The 20,200-nt window shown below is 74.9% G+C and carries 16 protein-coding genes; 9 read left to right on the top strand and 7 right to left on the bottom strand.

Annotated features, from left to right (window positions below; genetic code table 11):
• Nucleotides 1-23 precede the first annotated feature (23 nt).
• Entirely contained in the window at nt 24-1,271 is a 1,248-nt protein-coding gene (locus ACF09E_RS03250) for a glycosyltransferase (RefSeq protein ID WP_392203595.1), read from the bottom strand.
• Between the two features lie 58 nt (nt 1,272-1,329).
• Between ACF09E_RS03250 and ACF09E_RS03245 the strand changes: the two genes are divergently transcribed.
• The 9 genes from ACF09E_RS03245 to ACF09E_RS03205 all read left to right on the top strand — a co-directional run bounded on the left by ACF09E_RS03245 (nt 1,330) and on the right by ACF09E_RS03205 (nt 14,116).
• The gene (locus ACF09E_RS03245) at nt 1,330-2,124 is read left to right on the top strand and encodes a glutamate racemase (protein WP_388796558.1); all 795 of its coding nucleotides are present in this window, start codon (nt 1,330-1,332) and stop codon (nt 2,122-2,124) included.
• A gap of 349 nt (nt 2,125-2,473) precedes the next feature.
• Nucleotides 2,474-3,046, top strand: a complete 573-nt coding sequence (locus ACF09E_RS03240) for a hypothetical protein (protein WP_392203594.1) — start codon at nt 2,474-2,476, stop codon at nt 3,044-3,046.
• A gap of 185 nt (nt 3,047-3,231) precedes the next feature.
• The gene (lnt, locus tag ACF09E_RS03235) at nt 3,232-4,926 is read left to right on the top strand and encodes an apolipoprotein N-acyltransferase (RefSeq protein WP_392203593.1); all 1,695 of its coding nucleotides are present in this window, start codon (nt 3,232-3,234) and stop codon (nt 4,924-4,926) included.
• 126 nt (nt 4,927-5,052) lie between these two features.
• Nucleotides 5,053-5,535 carry an NUDIX domain-containing protein gene (locus ACF09E_RS03230; protein ID WP_392203592.1) on the top strand — a complete coding sequence of 161 codons (483 nt, stop codon included), beginning with the start codon at nt 5,053-5,055 and terminating at the stop codon, nt 5,533-5,535.
• Nucleotides 5,536-5,714: 179 nt separating this feature from the next.
• A complete protein-coding gene (locus ACF09E_RS03225; RefSeq protein ID WP_392203591.1) occupies nt 5,715-7,592 on the top strand; it encodes a helix-turn-helix domain-containing protein in 1,878 nt (625 codons plus the stop codon).
• Between the two features lie 104 nt (nt 7,593-7,696).
• Nucleotides 7,697-8,755, top strand: coding sequence for a tRNA (adenosine(37)-N6)-threonylcarbamoyltransferase complex transferase subunit TsaD (tsaD, locus tag ACF09E_RS03220; protein ID WP_392203862.1), 1,059 nt, complete (start codon nt 7,697-7,699; stop codon nt 8,753-8,755).
• A 144-nt stretch (nt 8,756-8,899) separates the two neighbouring features.
• Nucleotides 8,900-11,545, top strand: coding sequence for an alanine--tRNA ligase (gene alaS / locus ACF09E_RS03215; protein WP_392203590.1), 2,646 nt, complete (start codon nt 8,900-8,902; stop codon nt 11,543-11,545).
• A gap of 181 nt (nt 11,546-11,726) precedes the next feature.
• On the top strand, nt 11,727-12,548 hold the full coding sequence (locus ACF09E_RS03210) for a class I SAM-dependent methyltransferase (RefSeq protein WP_392203589.1): 822 nt from the start codon (nt 11,727-11,729) through the stop codon (nt 12,546-12,548).
• Nucleotides 12,549-12,760: 212 nt separating this feature from the next.
• Complete coding sequence (locus ACF09E_RS03205) at nt 12,761-14,116, top strand: lamin tail domain-containing protein (RefSeq protein WP_392203861.1); 1,356 nt, start codon at nt 12,761-12,763, stop codon at nt 14,114-14,116.
• Nucleotides 14,117-14,185: 69 nt separating this feature from the next.
• Here the strand turns inward: ACF09E_RS03205 and ACF09E_RS03200 are convergent, their stop codons facing one another.
• The 6 genes from ACF09E_RS03200 to ACF09E_RS03175 form a co-directional block, all read right to left on the bottom strand.
• Complete coding sequence (locus ACF09E_RS03200) at nt 14,186-14,848, bottom strand: deoxynucleoside kinase (RefSeq protein WP_392203588.1); 663 nt, start codon at nt 14,846-14,848, stop codon at nt 14,186-14,188.
• 188 nt (nt 14,849-15,036) lie between these two features.
• On the bottom strand, nt 15,037-15,603 hold the full coding sequence (locus tag ACF09E_RS03195) for an antibiotic biosynthesis monooxygenase (protein WP_392043818.1): 567 nt from the start codon (nt 15,601-15,603) through the stop codon (nt 15,037-15,039).
• Nucleotides 15,604-15,754: 151 nt separating this feature from the next.
• On the bottom strand, nt 15,755-16,276 hold the full coding sequence (locus ACF09E_RS03190) for a diadenosine tetraphosphate hydrolase (RefSeq protein ID WP_392203587.1): 522 nt from the start codon (nt 16,274-16,276) through the stop codon (nt 15,755-15,757).
• A 117-nt stretch (nt 16,277-16,393) separates the two neighbouring features.
• The gene (locus ACF09E_RS03185; RefSeq protein ID WP_392203586.1) at nt 16,394-16,747 is read right to left on the bottom strand and encodes a UBP-type zinc finger domain-containing protein; all 354 of its coding nucleotides are present in this window, start codon (nt 16,745-16,747) and stop codon (nt 16,394-16,396) included.
• On the bottom strand, nt 16,744-18,291 hold the full coding sequence (locus ACF09E_RS03180; RefSeq protein WP_392203585.1) for an ATP-binding protein: 1,548 nt from the start codon (nt 18,289-18,291) through the stop codon (nt 16,744-16,746). Before ACF09E_RS03180 ends, ACF09E_RS03185 begins: the two co-directional genes overlap by 4 nt.
• Nucleotides 18,288-19,964, bottom strand: a complete 1,677-nt coding sequence (locus tag ACF09E_RS03175; RefSeq protein ID WP_392203584.1) for an FAD-dependent oxidoreductase — start codon at nt 19,962-19,964, stop codon at nt 18,288-18,290. The genes ACF09E_RS03180 and ACF09E_RS03175 overlap by 4 nt, the downstream gene beginning before the upstream one ends.
• Nucleotides 19,965-20,200 lie beyond the last annotated feature (236 nt).

Genomic DNA, 20,200 nt, shown 5'->3' with positions numbered 1-20,200 from the left:
GGGCCCCGCCGCGGAAGTGACGGTCATTCGCCCGGAGCGGCGTCCCGGCACGCATCGGGAACGGCCCCGGGCCGCGCGTACGTCCGGCCCTTCCACGCCGCGCCGACCCCCCGGCAGTGCCGGACCGCCGAGTCCACCGTCATCAGGAGGTACAGGAACGCGGTGAAGGGGAGCAGCGGAGCGAGCCAGGACGGCTGACGGTAGTAGCGGAGCATCGGCAGGTACGTCCCCGCCATCACCGCCCAGGCCGCGCCCCCCGCCCACGCCGCCGTTCCGTCCCCCCGCACGGCCCCCGCGCACAGGGCCGCCGGCGGCACCAGATAGACCAGCACGAGTCCGGCCACCGTCCCCAGGAGCAGCAGAGGGTTGTGCCGCAGCTGCGCGTACGCGCTGCGGGCCACCATCCGCCACAGGTCGCCCAGCCCGGGATAGGGGCGCACGCTGTCCACCCGGTCCGCGAGCCCCAGCCAGATCCGGCCGCCGGTCCGCCGCACGGCACGCGCCAGCGACACGTCGTCGATCACTGCCTGCCGGATCGCCTCCGGTACGTCCGCCGCCACCGCCGTCTCCGTCCGCAGCAGCACGCACCCGCCCGCGGCCGCCGTCGCCAGCGGGCGCGGCCGGTTGATCCAGCGGAACGGATAGAGCTGGGCGAAGAAGTAGACGAAGGCCGGCACCACCAGCCGCTCCCAGAGGCTCGCCACCCGCAGCCGCGCCATCTGCGACACCAGGTCGAGTCCGTTCGCCTCCGCCGCCGACACCAGCAGGCGCAGGCTGTCCGGCTCGTGGGCGATGTCCGCGTCCGTCAGGAGGAGGAACCCCGGCTCACGTGTGCGCGCCAGCGCCATCCCGCTCCGCAGCGCCCACAGCTTCCCCGTCCAGCCCGGCTCCGGCTCGCCCGGCGACACCACGGTCAGCGGCAGCCCGCCGCACCGCACCGCGAGCTCCCCGGCGAGGCGCCCCGTGCCGTCCGTGCTCCCGTCGTCCACGAGGATCACCTCGGCGACGCCCGGATAGTCCTGGGCCAGCAGCGACGGCAGGCTCAGCGGCAGCACCTCGGCCTCGTCGCGGGCCGGCACCACGACGGCCACCCGGGGCCACCCGTCCGGCTCCCCGGGGCCCCGCCCCGCCCCGTCGCCGGAGGCCCGCCGGCCCCCGTCCCGGGGCGCGGGCGGGAGCCGCTGGTCCGTGCGCCAGAAGAAGCCCTGGCCGAACAGCAGCCAGACCCAGACGGCCAGGGAGGCGAGCGCGAACCAGGCGAGGGTGCTCATTCGCGGCAGTCTGCCCCAGATCGCGGGCCCCGGAACGCTCATCGGCTAGGGTGACCGGGTGAAGATCGCGCTCATGGACTCCGGGATCGGCCTCCTCGCGGCAGCGGCCGCGGTGCGGCGGCTCCGGCCGGACGCCGACCTCCTCCTCTCGAACGACCCCGACGGAATGCCCTGGGGACCGCGTACCCCCGAGGACCTCACGGAGCGCGCCCTCGCCGTCGCCCTCGCCGCGGCCGAGCACCGTCCGCAGGCCCTGATCGTGGCCTGCAACACCGCCACCGTGCACGCCCTCCCCGCCATCCGCGCGGCCCTCGAACCGGACATCCCCGTCATCGGAACCGTCCCGGCGATCAAGCCCGCGGCCGCCGGCGGCGGCAAGGTCGCCATCTGGGCCACCCCGGCCACCACCGGCAGCGCCTACCAGCGGGGTCTCATCCGCGACTTCGCCGACGGCGCGGACGTCACCGAGGTCCCGTGCCCCGGACTCGCCGACGCCGTGGAACACGCCGACCCCGACGCCGTGGACCGGGCGGTCGTCGCCGCCGCCGCGCTCACCCCCCGGGACGTCCGCACCGTCGTCCTCGGCTGCACCCACTACGAGCTGGTGGAGGAGCGGATCCTCGCCGCCCTCCAGGCCCGGGGCCGCGCCGGACTGCCCCCGCTCGTCTTCCACGGCTCCGCCGAGGCCGTCGCGGCGCAGGCGCTGCGCCGGGCCGGCGCCCAGCCCGCTCCCGACGCCGACCCCACCGGCGGCCTCTCGGTGCTCCTCAGCGGACGCCCGGGCCGGCTCCCCGCCACCGCCCTCGGGTACGCCGAGGGCCGCCTCCTCGCGGCGGCGGCCGCCGCCCACTGAGCCGCCGGGCGGCGACGCCTGCTGAGCGGGGGGCCCGGCGCCCGCGGATCGGCGGGCTCCGACGTCCATCGACCGCCGGGCCGCGGGCCCGGCGAGCGCGGGCCCCGACGCTCAGCGAGCGCGGGGCGCGGACCTCCGCGGACGGCCGGGCTCCGACATCGGCTGAGCGCCGACCCCGACGCCCCCTCACCCGGCCGCGGACGAGGCGACGCCACCCGGCCGCGGACGAGACAACGGTCACGCCTCGGACGGAGCCGCCCGCCCCCCGTCGAGGTCCGCTCACCCCGCGTGCCCGGACGGCCTCGCTCCGTCGCGCTGTTCCGGCCGATCCTGGGTACTCTTTCCCGATATGAGGGACCTTGCCCGGAATCAGTACACCGATGAGCGGTCGCCCGCCGTCTGGACCGGACGCGCCACGAACCGCTTCCAATGGGTCGCGGCGGTCGCCGGCGCCGCCTGCATGGGCCTCGGCGTCGCCATCGCCGTCGAGTCGGCCTGGACCTCGGGCATCGCGCCCCTCCTCATGGCCGTGATCGGCTGCGTCGCCGCCGGACTGCTGGTCCTCTTCGGCACCCTCGCCTTCGTCCACGTGGCCGTGAAGGTGGACGACAGCGCCATGGAGGTCCGCTGCGGTCACATCGGCGTGCCGCGCCGCCGCATCCTCCTCTCCCATGTCGTCGGCGCAGACTTCGAGCCGAGCGTCACCCCCCGCCACTGGGGCGGCTGGGGCTACCGCTGGCGCCCCGAGCAGGGCACGGCCGTGGTCGTCCGGCGGGGCGAGGGCCTGAGCCTGCGCCTCGGTGACGGACGGACGTTCACCGTCACCGTCGACGACGCCGAGTCCGCGGTACGCGTCATCCGCGACCGCCTCCGCGGCATGGCCCCGCCCGCGCCGCCCACCCCGACCGGCCGCCCCGTCTGACCCGCCGACGGCGCCGCCACGGGCCTCGGCCCCCGCCGAGCCGGCTTCCGGGACCCGGCCCGACAGGGCGGGAATCCCGCGGGCCGTCCGAGTCCGTTCGCGTCCGTCCGAGCCCGTTCACCGGGCCACACGCCCGGGACTCCCGCCCGCCGGTGCCGACAGGAACGACCCGTAGACTCCGCAAGGTGAGCGCCACCATCACCCCCGTCGACGCGTCCGCAGCCGACACCGCACCCGCACCGTCCTCCCGGCTGCGGCGGTACGCACGGCCCGGGGCGGCTCTGCTGTCCGGACTCCTGCTCTACCTGAGCTTCCCGCCGCGTCCCCTCTGGTGGCTCGCGCTGCCCGCCTTCGCCCTGCTCGGCTGGAGCCTGCGGGGCCGCCGGCTCCGTGCCGGATTCGGCCTCGGCTACCTCGCCGGGCTCGGCTTCCTGCTGCCGCTCCTCGTCTGGACCGGCGAGGAGGTCGGCCCCGGACCCTGGATCGCGCTGGCCGCGGTGGAGGCGCTGTTCATCGCCCTCGCCGGTCTCGGCATCGCCGCGGTCTCCCGGCTCCCGTGGTGGCCGTTCTTCGCCGCCGGCGTGTGGATCCTCGCGGAGGCGGCACGCGCCCGCGTGCCCTTCGGCGGCTTCCCCTGGGGCAAGATCGCCTTCGGTCAGGCGGACGGGGTCTTCCTCCCGCTGGCCGCCGTCGGCGGCACTCCGGTGCTCGGCTTCGCCGTCGCCCTCTGCGGCTTCGGCCTGTACGAGGCCTGCCGGCAGATCCGCACCCGCCGGGCCGCGGGCGCGCACACCGGAACCCCTGACGAGACCGCCGCCCCGGCCCGCCGGGACGGCGCGCCCGACAGCGGCGTCGAGCCGGCGGCCGGATCCGGGCCCGGCCGGCTCCCGCGCGGACCGCTCGTGGCCGCGGCGCTCGCCGTCCTCGTCCCCGTCACCGGCGCCCTCGCCGCACTGCCGCTCGTCGACGACTCCGCCGAGGACGGCACCGCCACCGTCGCCGCCGTCCAGGGCAACGTCCCCCGCCTCGGCCTCGACTTCAACGCCCAGCGCCGGGCGGTCCTCGACAACCACGTCGCCCGGACCCGCGAGCTCGCCGCGGACGTCAAGGCCGGCCGCGCCCCGCAGCCCGACTTCGTCCTGTGGCCGGAGAACTCCTCGGACATCGACCCGTACGCGAACGCCGACGCGGCCGAGGTCATCGACGGCGCCGTCCGCGCGATCGGCGTACCGACCGTGATCGGCGCGGTCGTCGCCCCCGAGACCGGCAAGCTCCGGAACACCCTCATCGAGTGGGAGCCGGACCGCGGTCCCGTCGCCACCTACGACAAGCGGCACGTGCAGCCCTTCGGCGAGTACATCCCGATGCGCCCCCTCGTCCGCCTCTTCAACAGCAACGTCGACCGGGTGAGCCGCGACTTCGGGGCCGGCACGAAGATCGGGGTCTTCGATCTGGCGGGCACCCGGGTCGGCCTCGCCACCTGCTACGAGGCCGCCTTCGACTGGGCCGTACGCGACACCGTCACCCACGGCGCCCAGCTGATCAGCGTCCCCAGCAACAACGCCACCTTCGGCCGCAGCGAGATGACCTACCAGCAGCTCGCCATGTCGCGGGTGCGGGCCGTCGAACACAGCCGCTCGGTGGTCGTCCCCGTGACCAGCGGGGTCAGCGCGGTCATCCGCCCCGACGGCGAGATCGTCGCGGAGACGAAGATGTTCACCCCGGACGTCCTGGTCGAGAAGGTGCCGCTGCGCTCCTCCCTGACCCCGGCGACCCGGATGGGCACCCTGCCCGAGGCCCTCCTCGCGGCCCTCGCCGCCGCCGGCCTCGGCTGGTCGGCCCTCCGCGCGGTACGGGCCCGGCGCACCCCCGCGCAGTAGAACGCGGTGGGACGGCGCCGTCCCGCGCAGGGCGCCGACCGGGCCTCCCGCGGGCCGACCGCTGGTGGCCCGGCCCCCGACAGGGCCGTCCGCTGCCGGACCCGCGGGTGATCTAGGGTCGGTGCCATGGCTACCCCTGACTTCATCCGGGCCCTGCGTGAGACAGCCGGCCACCAGCTCCTCTTCCTGCCCGGAGTGAGCGCCGTCGTCTTCGACGACCGGGGCCGGGTGCTGCTCGGCCGCCGCGCCGACACCGGGCACTGGGCGATCGTCGGGGGCATCGTCGAACCGGGGGAGCAGCCCGCCGACTGCGCGGTGCGCGAGGTCTTCGAGGAGACGGCCGTGCACTGCGAGGCCGAGCGGATCGTGCTCGTCGAGACCCTGCGCAAGCCCGTCGTCTACGCCAACGGCGACCAGTGCCAGTTCGTGGACGTCACCTTCCGCTGCCGCGCCGTGGGCGGCGAGGCCCGGGTCAACGACGACGAGTCCCTGGAGGTCGGCTGGTTCGACCTGGACGACCTGCCCGAGATGAAGCGCTTCTCGCTGATGCGGATCGAGAAGGCGCTGGCCGACGAGCCCACCTGGTTCCGCACCGCGGCGACCGGCTGAACCACCGGCCCGAGGCGCGTCGACGGGCGAGGGGACGCTCCCCGGGTCACGGAGCGCGCGTGCGCGGCACCGCCCCCGGAGCCGTAACCGACCCCGGCGCGGCCGGCGGCGCGCCGACCCCGTGAAGGTCGTCCACCAGGGGTGGTGCGACCCCATGGTCGGCAGGTATCCCTGTGTCCATGTCCCACGAACCCGTCTCCTTCCTCGAACTCCTCGCCAAGGGAGCCGCGACGGAGGCCTACGACCGGCCCGTGCTGCTCGCCCGCGCGAGCGGCGCCGGCCCCGAGACGCTGGCCGAACTCGAACAGGCCAAGCAGCTCGCCCTGCGGGTCCGGGCGGAGCTGGAGGGTCGGCGGAGGCGCGAGGCGGAGCTGTCCGCGCTCTTCGAGACCGCCCACGACCTCGCGGGACTGCGGGACCTCGACGCCGTGCTGCGCGCCATCGTCCAGCGCGCCCGGTCCCTCCTCGGCACCGAGGTCGCCTATCTGAGCCTCAACGACCCGGTGGCGGGCGACACCTACATGCGGGTCACCGAGGGCTCCGTCTCGGCGCGCTTCCAGCAGGTCCGCCTCGGCATGGGAGAGGGCCTCGGCGGGCTCGTCGCACAGACCGCCCGCCCGTACGTCACGGACGACTACTTCGGCGACGCGCGCTTCCAGCACACCCGGACGATCGACACGGCGGTACGGGACGAGGGCCTCGTCGCCATCCTGGGCGTGCCGCTCAGCCTCGGCGCCCAGGTCATCGGCGTCCTCTTCGCCGCCGACCGCCGGGCCAGGGTCTTCGAGCGGGAGCAGGTCGCCCTGCTCTGCTCCTTCGCCGCGCACGCCGCCGTCGCCATCGACACCGCCAACCTCCTCGGGGAGACCCGCTCGGCCCTCGCCGAGCTGGAGCGCGCGAACGGCATCATCCGCGAGCACAGCGCCGTCATCGAGCGGGCGTCCGAGGTCCACGACCGGCTCTCCGAACTGGTGCTGCACGGCGGCGGCGTCCACGACGTCGCCCACGCCGTCTCCGAGGTCCTCGGCGGCACCGTCGCGTTCACGGAGGAGTGCGCCGGGACCGCTCTCGGCGCCGGCGGCCACGCGGTCCGCGAGGACGACGACTGGATCGCCGCCGTCTCCGCCGGAGGCGAGACCCTGGGCGCCCTCGTCCTGCACGGCCGACCGGAGCTCGACCCCGTCGACCAGCGCACCCTGGAGCGGGCCGCCCTCGTCACCTCTCTCCTCCTGCTCGCCCGCCGCTCGGCGGGCGAGGCCGAGCAGCGGGTGCGGGGCGAGCTCCTCGACGACCTCCTCGACGCCCCCGACCGCGACCGGCTGCTGCTCCGCGAGCGGGCGGCCCGGCTCCGCACCGACAGCGAGGCACCGCACGTGGTGCTCGCCGCGCGCATCGACCGGGACGGCGGGCCGTCCGAGCCGGACGCCGGCGGCCGCGAGAGCGCCGACCGGCAGCGCCTCTGGTCCGCGGCGACACACCTGGCCGCGACCCGCCGCGGACTCGCCTCCGCCCGCGACGGCGGAACGGTCCTGCTGCTGCCCCTCGGCCCCGGCGAGAGCGCCGCCGACCTCGCCCGGCAGACCGCGCACGGTCTCGGCTCCACCCTGCGCGAACCGGTCACCGTGGGCGCCTCTGCCCCGGTACGGGCCCCGCTCGACCGCCCGGACCAGGTGGCCGTGGCGTACGCGGAGGCCCGCCGCTGCCTCGACGCGCTCCGGCTCCTGCACCGCTCCGGACAGGGCGCGGCCGCCGAGGACCTCGGCTTCCTCGGGCTTCTCCTCGCCGACAGCCGGGACATCGACGGCTTCGTCGACCGCACGGTCGGCCAGGTCGTCGCGTACGACCGGCGGCGGGGCACCGACCTCGTCCGCACCCTGGACGCCTACTTCGCGAGCGGCATGAGCCCCGCCCGAACCAAGGGCGCGCTCCATGTCCACGTCAACACGGTGGCGCAGCGCCTGGAACGGGTGGGCCGCCTCCTGGGCCCCGACTGGCAGTCCCCCGCCCGCGCCCTGGAGATCCAGCTGGCGCTGCGCCTGCACGCCCTCGCGGACTAGGTGCCCACCCGTCCCACCGGCACCGGGGCCGCCCCCGGCTCCTTATTGCACATATATTGCAGATGCAAGACGAGTGCATAAGGAGTGGCGCAGTGGGTGGACCGATCGTCCTGGGAATCGAGTCGTCGTGCGACGAGACGGGCGCGGGGATCGTGCGGGACGGGAAGCTGCTCGCGCACGTCGTGGCGTCGAGCATGGACGAGCACGCCCTCTTCGGCGGGGTGGTGCCGGAGATCGCGGCGCGGGCGCACCTCCAGGCGTTCAACCCGGTCGTGCGGGGAGCCCTGGAACAGGCGGGGCTGCGGCTGGGGCAGATCGACGCGGTCGCCGTCACCACCGGTCCCGGCCTCTCCGGCGCCCTCCAGGTCGGTCTCGCCGGGGCGAAGACCCTGGCCTACGCGGCGGGCGTGCCGCTCTACGGGGTGCACCACCTGGCCGGTCACGTCGCCGCCGACACCCTGGAGCACGGCCCCCTGCCCACCCCGTGCGTCGTCCTCATCGTCTCCGGCGGCCACACCTCCCTCCTGCTCGTCCGGGACCTCGTGCGCGAACCGATCCTGCACCTCGGCGACACGCTCGACGACGCGGCGGGGGAGTGCTTCGACAAGGTCGCCCGCATCATGGGCCTGTCCTACCCCGGCGGGCCGGCCATCGACCGGGCCGCCCGGGACGGCGACCCGCGTGCGGTCGACTTCCCCCGGCCCCTCACGCGGCCCGGCGACGACCCGTACGCCTTCTCCTTCTCCGGCCTCAAGACGGCCGCGGCCCGCTGGGTCGAGAAGCACCGCGCCCAGGGCCTCGACCTGCCCGTCGCGGACGGGGCCGCCGCCCTCCAGGAGGCCGTCGCCGACGTCCTGACCCGCAAGGCGCTCGCCGCCTGCGCGGCGTACGACGTCGGGACGCTCATCGTGGTCGGCGGCGTCGCCGCGAACTCCCGTGTCCGCGGCCTGGCCGAGCAGCGCTGCGCCGCCGCCGGGGTGGAACTGCGCGTGCCGCCGATGACGCTCTGCACGGACAACGGCGCCATGATCGCGGCCGTCGGCGACCTCCTCGTCCGGTCCGGCGCCGAGCCCGCCCCGCTCGGCGTGTCGATCGACCCGTCGGCGCCCCTGGAGTACGCCTCCCTCACCCCGCTGCCCGCGCCCCCGGTCCGAGCCGCCTGATGAACGCCCCGTCCGACAGGTCGCCGCCGGCCGCCGCCACCCGCTCCCGGGAAGCCGGCCGCGTCGCCCTCCCCGGCCCCCGACACCCGGCCCGCACAGCCGCCCCTCGCCCCCTCTGACCTCTCCACCGGAGCAGTGAGACCCTTGCGTACCGCCGACATCCGCCAGCGCTTCCTGGACCACTTCGCCGCCCGCGGCCACACCGTCGTCCCCAGCGCCCCGCTGCCCACGCCCGACCCGACGCTGCTGTTCGTCAACGCGGGCATGGTGCCGTTCAAGCCCTACTTCACCGGCGAGGCCGCCCCGCCGTGGCAGCGGGCCACCAGCGTCCAGAAGTGCGTGCGCACCCTGGACATCGAGGAGGTCGGCAGGACCACCCGGCACGGCTCCTTCTTCCAGATGAACGGCAACTTCTCCTTCGGGGACTACTTCAAGGAAGAGGCCATCGCCCTCGCCTGGGACCTGTCCACGAAGCCGCAGGCGGACGGCGGCTACGGCCTCGACCCGGAGCGGATCTGGGTGACGGTCCACCACTCCGACACCGAGTCCCGGGGCATCTGGCGCGCGGTCGCCGGGCTGCCCGACGAGCGGATCGTGGAGCGCGGCGACGAGGACAACTTCTGGTCCATGGGCGTCCCCGGCCCCTGCGGGCCGTGCTCCGAGCTGTACTACGACCGGGGCCCGGCCCTCGGCCGCGAGGGAGGCCCCGCGGTCGACGAGGACCGGTACATGGAGTTCTGGAACCTGGTCTTCATGCAGTACGAGCGCGGCGCCGGCCCCGGCAAGTCCGGCTACCCGATCCTCGGCGAGCTGCCCCGCCGCAACATCGACACCGGCATGGGCCTGGAGCGCATGGCGACCCTCCTCCAGGGCAAGGACAACCTCTACGAGATCGACGAGACGCGTCCGGTCCTGGACCGGGCCGCCGACCTGGCGGGCGTGCGCTACGGGGCCGCCGCGGAATCCGACGTCCGGCTCCGGGTCGTCGCCGACCACGTCCGCACCGCCCTCATGCTGCTCGCCGACGGCACCGCCCCCGGCAACGAGGGCCGGGGCTACGTCCTGCGCCGCATCCTGCGCCGCTCCGTGCGCTCCATGCGCCAGCTCGGCTTCCACGACCCGGCCCTCCCCGAACTGCTGCCCGTCGCCCGCGACTGCATGGCCCCCTCCTACCCGGAGGTCGTGGAGGCGTACGCGCGCATCTCCGACCAGGCGTACGGCGAGGAGGACGCGTTCCGGTCCACCCTCCGGCAGGGCACCACCGTGCTGGACACGGCCGTCGCCAAGGTGAAGGACGAGGGCGGGCGTTCGCTGCCCGGCGCGCAGGCGTTCCTGCTGCACGACACGTACGGCTTCCCCATCGACCTCACCCTGGAGATGGCCGCCGAACAGGGCGTCGAGGTCGACCGCGACGGCTTCACCGCCCTCATGAACGCCCAGCGCGAGCGGGCCCGCGCCGACGCGCGCGCCCGCAAGTCCGGCGGCGCGGCCGACACCGCGGCCCTCCGCACCGTGCTCGACTCCCACGGGCCGACGGACTGGCGCGCCTGGGACACCCTCACCACCGAGTCCCGTGTCCTCGCGCTGCTCGGCACCGAGGGCCCGGTCCCGGTGGCCCGCACCGGCGACCTCGTCACCGTGATCCTGGACCGCACCCCCTTCTACGCCGAGTCCGGCGGCCAGGACAGCGACGCCGGCCTGCTCTCCGGGGCCTCGGCGGAGGCCGAGGTCGTCGACGTCCAGCGGCCCCTGCCCGGCCTGGTCGCCCACCAGGTGCGGATCACGGCGGGCGAACTGGCCGTGGACGACACCGTGCACGCCGCCGTCGACCCCGAGTGGCGGCTGGGGGCCCGCCAGGCCCACTCCGGCACCCACGTCCTGCACGCGGCCCTCCGCGAGGTCCTCGGCCCGACCGCGCTGCAGTCCGGCTCCTACAACCGTCCCGGACACCTCCGCCTCGACTTCCCCTGGCGCGGAGCCCTCTCCCCGGCCGTCCGCTCCGAGGTGGAGGAGGCCGCCAACCGCGCCCTGCGCCGCGACCTCCCGGTCGGCGTCCGGTGGATGACCCTCCCCGAGGCGAAGGAGCTGGGCGCGCTGGCCCTCTTCGACGAGACGTACGGGGAGAAGGTGCGGGTCGTCGAGATCGGCGGGGCCTGGTCGCGGGAGCTGTGCGGCGGTACGCACGTCGAGCACGCCGCGCAGGTCGGCACCGTCGCCCTCACCGCGGAGTCCTCCGTCGGCGCGGGCATGCGCCGGCTGGAGGCGGCGGTCGGCATCGAGGGCTTCGGCTACCTGGCCCGCGAGCGCGACCTCGTCGCCCGCATCGCCGAGCAGCTGAACGCACCCCGCGCCGAACTCCCCGAGCGGATCGCCGGTCTCCTCGACCGCCTCAAGGCCGCCGACCGGGAGAACGCCCGCCTCCGGCAGCAGGCGACCACCGCCCGCGCCGCCGAGCTGGCCGGGCGCGGCGACGACGCGGGCGGCGTCCGGGTCGTCACGGCCACCGCCGAGGGCGGCGCGGACGAGGCCCGGGCCCTGGCCACCGCCGTCCGCGACCGCCTGCCCGTCGGCACGCCCGGCGCCGTCGGCATCGGTACGGGCACGGGCGTGGTCGTCGTCGCGCTGAACAAGGCTGCCCGCGAGGCCGGCCTGAACGCGGCCGCGCTGGTCAAGCAGCTCCTCGGCGGCCGGGGCGGCGGCTCCCCGGAGCTGGCCCAGGGGCGCGGACCGGACGCCGACGGCCTCACCGACACCCTGGCGGCACTGCCCCGCGTGATCGCCGCCCGCTGACGCGCGCGCGGGAGGGCACGGCCCGCCGCCGTGCCCTCCCCGCCGCGCTGCGCAGCCCCGACCCGGCCCGGCCCGCGGCGTCGGGACCGGTCCGGCCCGTGCACCCTTTCGGGTCGCACCGGGCCGGCGCCGTCGACAGCGACGGAGCCCGACGCCAGACTGGTTTCCGGAGGTGACGCGGGTGGAGCAGGTGGAGATGCGGGCCGCGGTCCGGGAGACGTACGGTCCGGCCGACCTCAGTTCGGTGCCGGTGTTCGCCGGCGGATTCATCAACTTCGGCTCCTGGCGGTCGATCGACCTCGCCGGGCCCCTCACGGTCGACGACCGGGTCCGCAGCCAGCAGGACCTCTACCGCCGGGTGCTCGACGCCGCCGGGCCGCTCACCGGCCGGCGGATCGTGGAGGTCGGCTGCGGTCTCGGCGTCGGCTGCGCCCTCGCCCTGCGCGAGTACGGCCCGGAGCGGGTGACCGGAATGGACATCCACCCCGAGCAGCTGGAGCGGGCCCGCCGGACCAACGCCGAGCTGCTGGCGGCCTCGCCCCCGGGGCTCCGCCTCGTCCGGGGCGCGGCGGAGCACATGCCGTTCGGCGACGGCGAGTTCGACTGCGTCTACAGCGTCGAGGCCGCCCAGCACTTCGACGACATGGCCGCCTTCACCCGTGAGGCGGCCCGGGTGCTGCGCCCCGGAGGGCGAGTGGTCGTCGCGAGCTTCTTCACCCCCGGCACCGACCCGGAGAGCGGAGCACGGCTCGCGTCCGCCCTGGAGACGTTCGCCGACGGACTCGACATCGCGCGTCCCGTCACCCTCGTCACCGACGCCCTCACCCGGGCGGGCCTGGCGGACGCGCGGGCCGTGTCGATCGGACCGGACGTGTGGCCGGGCTGGGACCGCTGGCTCTCGGACCAGTGGGAGCCGGGCACCTGGCCGCGCAACTTCCTCACGGCGTACGAGCGGCGCGACCTCGACTACTACCTCGTGACGGCGACCCGCCCGAGGGCCTGACCCGGCACGGCCGGCCGGCGCGGTGCGGCGCCTCCTGCCGTTCGGCAGGCGTTCACCCGGCAACGGGCCGGACGCCGGACGGCGTTCGGCGTCGGGCGTGATTCTCGTGACGCCCTTCGCCCCTCTTCCAGGACGGACCCCCCGTGCCCGAAGAACGCGCTCCCCGGAGCCGTCGCCTCCTCCCGATCCGCGTCGCCGTCGCCGGTGCCACGCTGCTCGCCGCCGCCTCCCTGGTCGCACCGACCGCGCACGCCGCCCCGGCCGACGACGTCCGGATCAACGAGGTGGTGACCACCGGCGCCGTGGACGACTCGATCGAGCTGTACAACAAGGGAGCGGCCGCGGTCGACCTCTCCGGCTGGGTCCTCAAGGACGACGACGCGAGCCACACCTTCACCGTCCCGGCCGGGACGACCCTCGCCCCCGGCGCGGCGCGCGCCTTCACGGTGGCCTCCTCGTTCGGCCTCGGATCCGGCGACAAGGCCCGGCTCTACCTGCCCGGCGGCAGCACCCTCGTCGACAGCTTCGCCTGGAGCGCGCACTCCGCCCCCTCCTGGTCGCGCTGCCCCGACGGCACGGGCGCCTTCGGGAAGGCGGCCCTGACGCTCGGCGCCCCCAACGACTGCGGCTCCGGCGGCGGTACGAACCCGGTCGCCTGGCCCGGTGGCGGCTCGGTCGCGACGGCCGACGCGACCGACGTCTTCGGCGGCGACCTCAGCGGCCTGTACCAGGAGGGCTCCGTCCTCTGGGCCGCCCAGAACTCCGGCAGGCTGTGGCGCCTGGTCCGCGACGGCTCCGGCGGCTGGCGCCCGGACACCGCGAACGGCTGGAGCAGCGGCAAGACCCTGCGCTACCCCGGCGGCAGCGGCAGCCCCGACAGCGAGGCCGTCACCCTGACGGGCGCCGGGGCCGCGGGCGGCGCGTACGTCGCCACCGAGCGCAACGGCGACGCCTCCGGGACCAGCCGGCTCTCCGTCCTGCGCTACGAGGTCGCCGCCGGCACCGGCGGCACCCTCACCGCCACGAAGGAGTGGAACCTGACCGCCGGCCTCCCGGCGGTGGGCGCCAACGTCGGCTTCGAGGCGATCACCTGGATCCCCGACGGCACCCTCGTCGCGGCCGGGTTCAAGGACCAGTCGACGGGCACGGCCTACGACCCGAGCCGGTACGGCGCGCACACGGGAGGGGTCTTCCTGCTCGGCGTGGAGGGCACCGGAGCGGTCCACGCGTACGTCCTCCAGGACGGCGGCGGCGCCACCCGCGTCGCGACGATCGCGAGCGGCACGGCCGGCGTGATGGAGCTCCAGTGGGAGCCGCAGGCCGCCCGGCTGTGGGCGGTCTGCGACGACACCTGCGGCGGACTGCACCGGACCCTGAAGATCGACGCCACGGGCGTCTTCGCGCCGGTGGCCTCCTACCAGCGCCCGAGCGGCATGCCCGACCTCAACAACGAGGGCTTCGCCCCGGCCGGGGCCGACGAGTGCGTCGGCGGCAGCAAGCCGGTCTACTGGGCCGACGACGGCAACACCGGCGGCCACGCCCTGCGGCGGGGCACGATCAGCTGCTGAACCGCGGCGGCGGGCGGTCCGGCGGGCGCCGGGTCCGCCCGCCCCCGGGCGGGGCGGTCCCTGCCGGGGTCAGGCCCGGCGGGTGGCCGCCGCGAGGGCGTCCCTGACCTCCCGCGCCACGCGGTCCGCGTCCTCGGGGTTGTTGACGACGTCCGTGTGGTTCATGTCGATCACCAGGACGTCGCTCGCCGAGTAGTGCTTGTGCACCCAGTCGTCGTAGCCGGACCACAGGGTCCGGTAGTACTCGACGAGGCCCTCGTCCTGCTCGAAGTCCCGGCCGCGCAGACCGATGCGGTGCAGCACGGTCGCGAAGTCGGCCTTGAGGTAGACCATGAGATCGGGCGCCTTGCGGTAGGGCAGGCCGTCGATCTCGCGCATCATCTCGCCGAGCAGCCCCTCGTACACCTGCATCTCGAGGGAGGTGATCCGGCCCAGGTCGTGGTTGACCCTGGCGAAGTACCAGTCCTCGTGGATCGACCGGTCGAGGACGTTGTGGCCCTGCTTGTAGGCCTCCTTGATCGCGGCGAAGCGGGTCTGGAGGAAGTACAGCTGGAGGAGGAACGGGTACCGCTTCTCCTGGATCTCCTCGGGGCTCGCCGTGTAGAAGAGCGGGAGGATCGGGTTGTCCTCGACGCTCTCGTAGAAGACGTCGCTGCCGAGATCCTTGGCGATCAGCTCGGCCACACTCGTCTTGCCGATTCCGATCATGCCGCCGACGCAGATCACGGACATACCTCACTTCTCCCTGGGAGTCTTCCTTGCACGGGCGGGTGAGCCGGATGAGCCGGGAACTCCGCACCGGTGAGACGCACGTCGGTGGTCACCCGATTCCCCGGGATCTTCGTGATCAGCGTCGTCGGCCCCGAGGCCGCCCTGAATCTTAGATGACGAACGCGCCCGGGCGTCCGCCCCCGCGGGGGCTACGGGGTGAGCCAGCGGCGCAGCAGCCGGCTCACGGCGGGCATCGCCACATACGTCATCAGGACGTTGAACACGCACGCCACGACGGCGCTGCTGACCAGGAGGGGAAGGCCGGTCAGCCGGGGGATCAGCAGCAGGCTGCCCAGGACCGAGATCGGGTAGATCGCCAGGGTCGCGCTGATCGCCATCTTCCACCGGGGCGGCGCGGGCCGGGTCGAGCCCGGCTTCGCGAACCACGTCTCCATGCCGGTCAGGGTCCGCCGGGCGATCTCCGTGTGGTGGTGGCCCTCGCAGTCGGCGAACCAGGACGCCCGCTCCGGCGACTCCTGCCACGCCCGGCACGCGGCCTCGTCCCGGAAGCGGTGGACGAGGAACCACGGGGCGTCGCCGCCGGAGGAGCGGAAGAAGCCGTAGCCCAGGTGACCGGGGAAGGCGGCGGCGCTCTCCAGGATGCCCTTCGCCCAGAGCTCGAAGGCCGCCTCGTAGCCCGGTTCGACCCGGCGGGCTATGAGGAGGGTCACCTCGCCGGTGTCGGCGGGGACGGCGGTGTGCTCAAGGCTGGTCACGCTCACAGGAACTCCATCCGATCGCGCCGCGCCCGGCCGTACTCTACGCAGGGCCCGCCGCGCCCGGTCAACCGCCGGTCACACCCCGCTCGCGGCGACGCACCCCCCCGGCACGACGCGGCCCGGTCGCCGGTCCGGGCCGGGTCGGCGATCACGGGCCGGTGAGGCGGTCCAGCTCGTCGCCGATCGCCTCGCGGAGGGCGTCGTGCCGCGGGCCGAGCGCGTACGCCTCGTCGCTCCAGCGCTCCCTCGGGTACAGCCACACCGGCATCGCCACGCGGTCGTCCGGCTCCCAGGAGTACCGGGGCCAGACGTGGGCGTGCAGGAAGCCGTCGGCGTTGCCGAGGATCTCCAGGTTCACGCGCCGGAAGGCGGGGTCGAGCCGCCGGCAGGCCCGCTCGACGGCCTCCCCGAGGCGATCCATGTCGGAGAGGAACCGCAGGCGCCGGTCCCGCGAGAGCTCCGACAGCCGCTGAACGCCGGGGTCGTCCACCAGGAGCACCGAGTACCCGGGGAGGAACTGGACGTCCCCGATGACCGCGAACCCGGCGTCGAGCCGGCGGAGCACCGAGGGGTTCGCACCGCGCAGCGCACTGCCGATGCGGTCCGACCGCCAGCCGCCCGCCTCGCCCGTCGTGTCGTTCGCCGTGCTGTTCGTGATGTCGTTCGCCATGACGCCGGACCCTACCGGCGCGTGGTCGGCGGCCGGTCCTGCCCGGTCAGGGCCGTTCGGCGGCCGGCCCGGCCCGCGCCGCCCGGGCGGCCGCGGCTCCCGGAGCGGGGCCTCCGCTCAGGGGTTCAGGTGCTGCCGCCAGTCGTCCGGGACGCGGCCGACCGGCCCGGGAGCCGGCTGGTCGGCCGGGTGGCCGCCCGGCGGGGCCAGCGCGGGGCCGCCGTCGTACAGGTCGTCGGTGGCGTAGTTCCAGAACCAGTCCTCGCCCGGTTCGAAGCTCTGCACGAGCGGGTGACCGGTGGACTTCCAGTGGGCGGTGGCGTGTCGGGCGGGGGAGGAGTCGCAGCAGCCGACGTGCCCGCACTGGGCGCAGCGCCGCAGGTGGAACCACCAGCCGCCGACCGCGTCGCAGTCCGTGCAGCCGGTCCCGCTGGGCGGGACGCTCGGGTCGAGTCCCTCGATCTCGGTCATGCGCGCTCCTCGTCGGTGCGGGCGCCGGTCCCCGTGGCGGTACCGGGCTCTGGATCGGTCCCCGGATCGGTCTCCGCCCGGGTCTCGGGGGCGGTCAGCGGCAGCAGCACCTGGAAGCGGGTGTCGCCCGGGACGGACTCGACCTGGAGGCTGCCGTGGTGCTTGCTCACCACGATCCGCCAGGAGATGTCCAGACCGAGACCGGTGCCCTCGCCGACCGGCTTGGTGGTGAAGAAGGGGTCGAAGATGCGGCTGCGGATCTCCTCGGGAACGCCGGGCCCCGTGTCGCGGAACTCCACGAGCAGCCGGTCGCCCTCGCGGGCCGTGCGGACCGTCAATGTCCCCTCGCCCCCGGTGCTCCGCATGGCGGACACCGCGTTGTCGATGAGGTTGGTCCACACCTGGTTCAGCTCCGCCGGGTACGCGGGCACGTCGGGGAGGGAGCGGTCGTACTCCTTCACGACGCGCACCCCGGAGCCGATCTTCCCCGACAGCATCAGCAGGGTGCTGTCGAGGAGTTCGTGGACGTCCACGTCGCGGTGCGGGGCCCGGTCGAGCTGCGCGTACTGCTTGGCCGCGTCCACCAGGTGGGAGATGCGGTCGGTGGAGTCGCCGATCTCGTCCATCAGCAGCTCGGTCTCGACCGTGTAGTTGAGCCAGCCGACCGCCCCCGGCAGGACGTCCTCGGCCACGGTCGCCGCCACCTGCTCCAGCCAGTCCGTGTCGAGACCGGCCTGGACGAAGACGGGCGCGTACCGCCAGCCCTCCTGGATGCCGTGGTCCTCCAGCCAGTCGGCGAGCTCGTCCTCCCGGTCGGAGGCCTCCAGCGGGCTGAGCGCCGGTGCCTTGGCGACCCGCTCCGCGGTGCGCTCCTGGATCTCGATCAGGTCGGCGAGCGCCTCCCGGGAGTACGGGCCCCGGGCGATGACGGACAGCTTGTGCCGCATCTTGCCGACCCGCTCCCGCAGCGCCGCAGTGGCCCGCACGGCCGCGGCGGCCGGGTTGTTGAGCTCGTGGGTGAGGCCGGCGGACAACGAGCCCAGGGCCAGGAGCCGTTCGCGCTGGCCGATGGCGCGCTGGGTGTTCTTGGACCCGAAGAACAGCCCTTCGAGGAGGTGCACCGCCATGGGGAACCACTCGGCCATGATGTCCGCGAACGACTGCGCCGGCATGACGAAGAACCGGGTGGGCTCGGTCACCCGCAGGGAGTTGTTGTACGTCTGGGGCACCCGGTCGCCCAGGTACGCCTGCATGGCGCCCGCGTACACACCGCGCTGCGCGGTCCGGCTCACCTCGACGTCGTCGCCGCCGACCCTGCGGTACAGGACGACGGTGCCCTCGATCATCACGTAGAAGCAGGTCGCGGGATCGCCCTCGGTGTAGACGGGCCCGGGCCGGAAGAGCTCCACCCGCCCCTCGGCGCACAGCCGGTCGAGCTGCTCCGGCGAGAGCTTCTCGAACAGGAACAGCGAGCCGATCTCGTGCCGGTCGCAGGGCAGCACCCGGCCGCCCGTGTCCTGACCGCCCGTGTCCTGACCGGTCATGACTGCTCCAGATAGCGGTGGACGAGCATCACGGCCATGGCTCCCTCTCCGACGGCGGAGGCGACGCGCTTCGCGGACTGGGAGCGGGCGTCGCCCGCCACGAACACCCCGGGGACGTTCGTCTCCAGGTGGTAGGGCGGCCGGTCGAGGCCCCACTCGGCCGGCGGCCGCCCGTCCGGCGTGAGGTCGGGGCCGGCCAGGATGAACCCGTGCTCGTCGCGCAGCACCGTCCCGTCGAGCCAGTCGGTCAGCGGTGCCGCGCCGATGAAGACGAACAGCCACTGGGCGTCGACGTCCTCGGTGTCGCCGGTCACGGCGTCCCGCAGGGTCAGCCGCTCCAGGTGCTCCGCGCCGTGCGCCGCCTCGACGACCGTCCTGGGACGCACGGTGATGTTCGGCGCCTCCTCGATCTGCTGGATCAGGTAGTACGACATCGTCGCCGCCGGCGACTCCCCGCGGACGAGCAGCGTCACCGACTTCGCGCCCCGGGCGAGGAACACCGCGGCCTGCCCGGCGGAGTTCGCGCCGCCGACGATGTACACGTCCTGGTCCTCGCAGGAGGACGCCTCGGTGAGGGACGAGCCGTAGTAGACGCCGCGGCCGGTGAGGTCCTCGCACCCGGGAGCCGGGAGCTGCCGGTAGGACACCCCGGTCGCGAGGATCACGCTGTGCGCGGCGACCTCGGTTCCGTCCGAGAACCGCACCACGCGGGCCGCGCCGTTCGCCTCCAGACCGGTGACCTCGCGGGCGGTGAGGATCTCGGCGCCGAAGCGGCTCGCCTGGCGGCGGGCCCGCTCGGTGAGCTGCCCGCCGGACACGCCGTCCGGGAAGCCGAGGTAGTTCTCGATCCGGGAGCTCTGGCCGGCCTGCCCGCCGGTCGCCGACCGTTCGACCAGCACGGTCCGCAGCCCCTCGGAGGCTCCGTACACCGCCGCGCCGAGCCCGGCCGGTCCGCCGCCGATGACGACCAGGTCGTAGAAGTCGGCGGCCGGGGTCGTCGCGAGCCCCACGTGGGCGGCGAGCCCAACCGCGTCCGGTTCGACCAGGACCGTGCCGTCGGGCGTGATCACCAGGGGCAGCCGGTGGTCGTCGGCGCCGGCGGCGGCGAGGAGGCGCAGGCCCTCGGGCTCGTCGGAGGAGTACCAGCGGTACGGCACCTGGTTGCGGGCCAGGAACTCGCGCACCGACGAGGAGCGCGCCGACCAGCGGTGGCCGACCACCTTCGTCGCCGGCACCGGACGGTGGTCGCTGGAGCGCCAGGCCGTGAGCAGGTCGTCCACCACCGGGTAGAGCTTCTCCTCCGGCGGGTCCCAGGGCTTCAGGAGGTAGTGGTCGAGGTCGACGACGTTGATCGCGTCGATGGCCGCGTCGGTGTCGGCGTACGCGGTCAGCAGGACGCGACGGGCCCCCGGATACACCCCGAGGGCCTGTTCGAGGAACTCGATGCCGTTCATCCGCGGCATGCGGTAGTCGGCCAGGAGCACGGCGACCAGATCGCCCCGCAGCTTCAGCTCGCGGAGCGCGTCGAGCGCGGCCTCGCCGGACTCGGCGCGCACGACGCGGTAGCCCCCGCCGTAGCGGCGCCGCAGGTCGCGGGCGATGGCACGGGACACTCCCGGGTCGTCGTCCACAGTCAGGATGACGGTCCGTGCCGCGTCGGTGGCCTGTGCCATGCGTCTCCGCCCTGCTCGCCTCGGCCGGCCGGCACGGCGGGCTGCCGACGCCGGCTCCCGCCCATCGTATGTTCGATCGCGGAGGACCGCCCGGGACGCGGGAACCCGCCGGGGACGCGGTATCCCGCCCCGGGGGACCTTTCTCCGTCCGCTCCCTTACGCACCGGGCGCTCTTCCGCCTAGCCTCGCCACAGCCCGTACGTCACCGGCCGGTCGCCCGACCGTCGCCGGGCGCT

The sequence above is a fragment of the Streptomyces sp. NPDC014891 genome, assembly GCF_043081085.1.
Lineage (GTDB): Bacteria > Actinomycetota > Actinomycetes > Streptomycetales > Streptomycetaceae > Streptomyces.
The sequence above is the reverse complement of the archived record's forward strand: the minus strand, read 5'-3'. Positions and strand labels throughout refer to the sequence as shown.

Excerpts from the sequence above, each read along its gene's own strand:
- ACF09E_RS03250 (WP_392203595.1), bottom strand. The coding sequence starts at position 1,271 with ATGAGCACCCTCGCCTGGTTCGCGCTCGCCTCCCTGGCCGTCTGGGTC.
- ACF09E_RS03240 (WP_392203594.1), top strand. The coding sequence starts at position 2,474 with ATGAGGGACCTTGCCCGGAATCAGTACACCGATGAGCGGTCGCCCGCC.
- ACF09E_RS03230 (WP_392203592.1), top strand. The coding sequence starts at position 5,053 with ATGGCTACCCCTGACTTCATCCGGGCCCTGCGTGAGACAGCCGGCCAC.
- ACF09E_RS03225 (WP_392203591.1), top strand. The coding sequence starts at position 5,715 with ATGTCCCACGAACCCGTCTCCTTCCTCGAACTCCTCGCCAAGGGAGCC.
- ACF09E_RS03200 (WP_392203588.1), bottom strand. The coding sequence starts at position 14,848 with ATGTCCGTGATCTGCGTCGGCGGCATGATCGGAATCGGCAAGACGAGT.
- ACF09E_RS03190 (WP_392203587.1), bottom strand. The coding sequence starts at position 16,276 with ATGGCGAACGACATCACGAACAGCACGGCGAACGACACGACGGGCGAG.
- ACF09E_RS03185 (WP_392203586.1), bottom strand. The coding sequence starts at position 16,747 with ATGACCGAGATCGAGGGACTCGACCCGAGCGTCCCGCCCAGCGGGACC.
- ACF09E_RS03180 (WP_392203585.1), bottom strand. The coding sequence starts at position 18,291 with ATGACCGGTCAGGACACGGGCGGTCAGGACACGGGCGGCCGGGTGCTG.
- ACF09E_RS03175 (WP_392203584.1), bottom strand. The coding sequence starts at position 19,964 with ATGGCACAGGCCACCGACGCGGCACGGACCGTCATCCTGACTGTGGAC.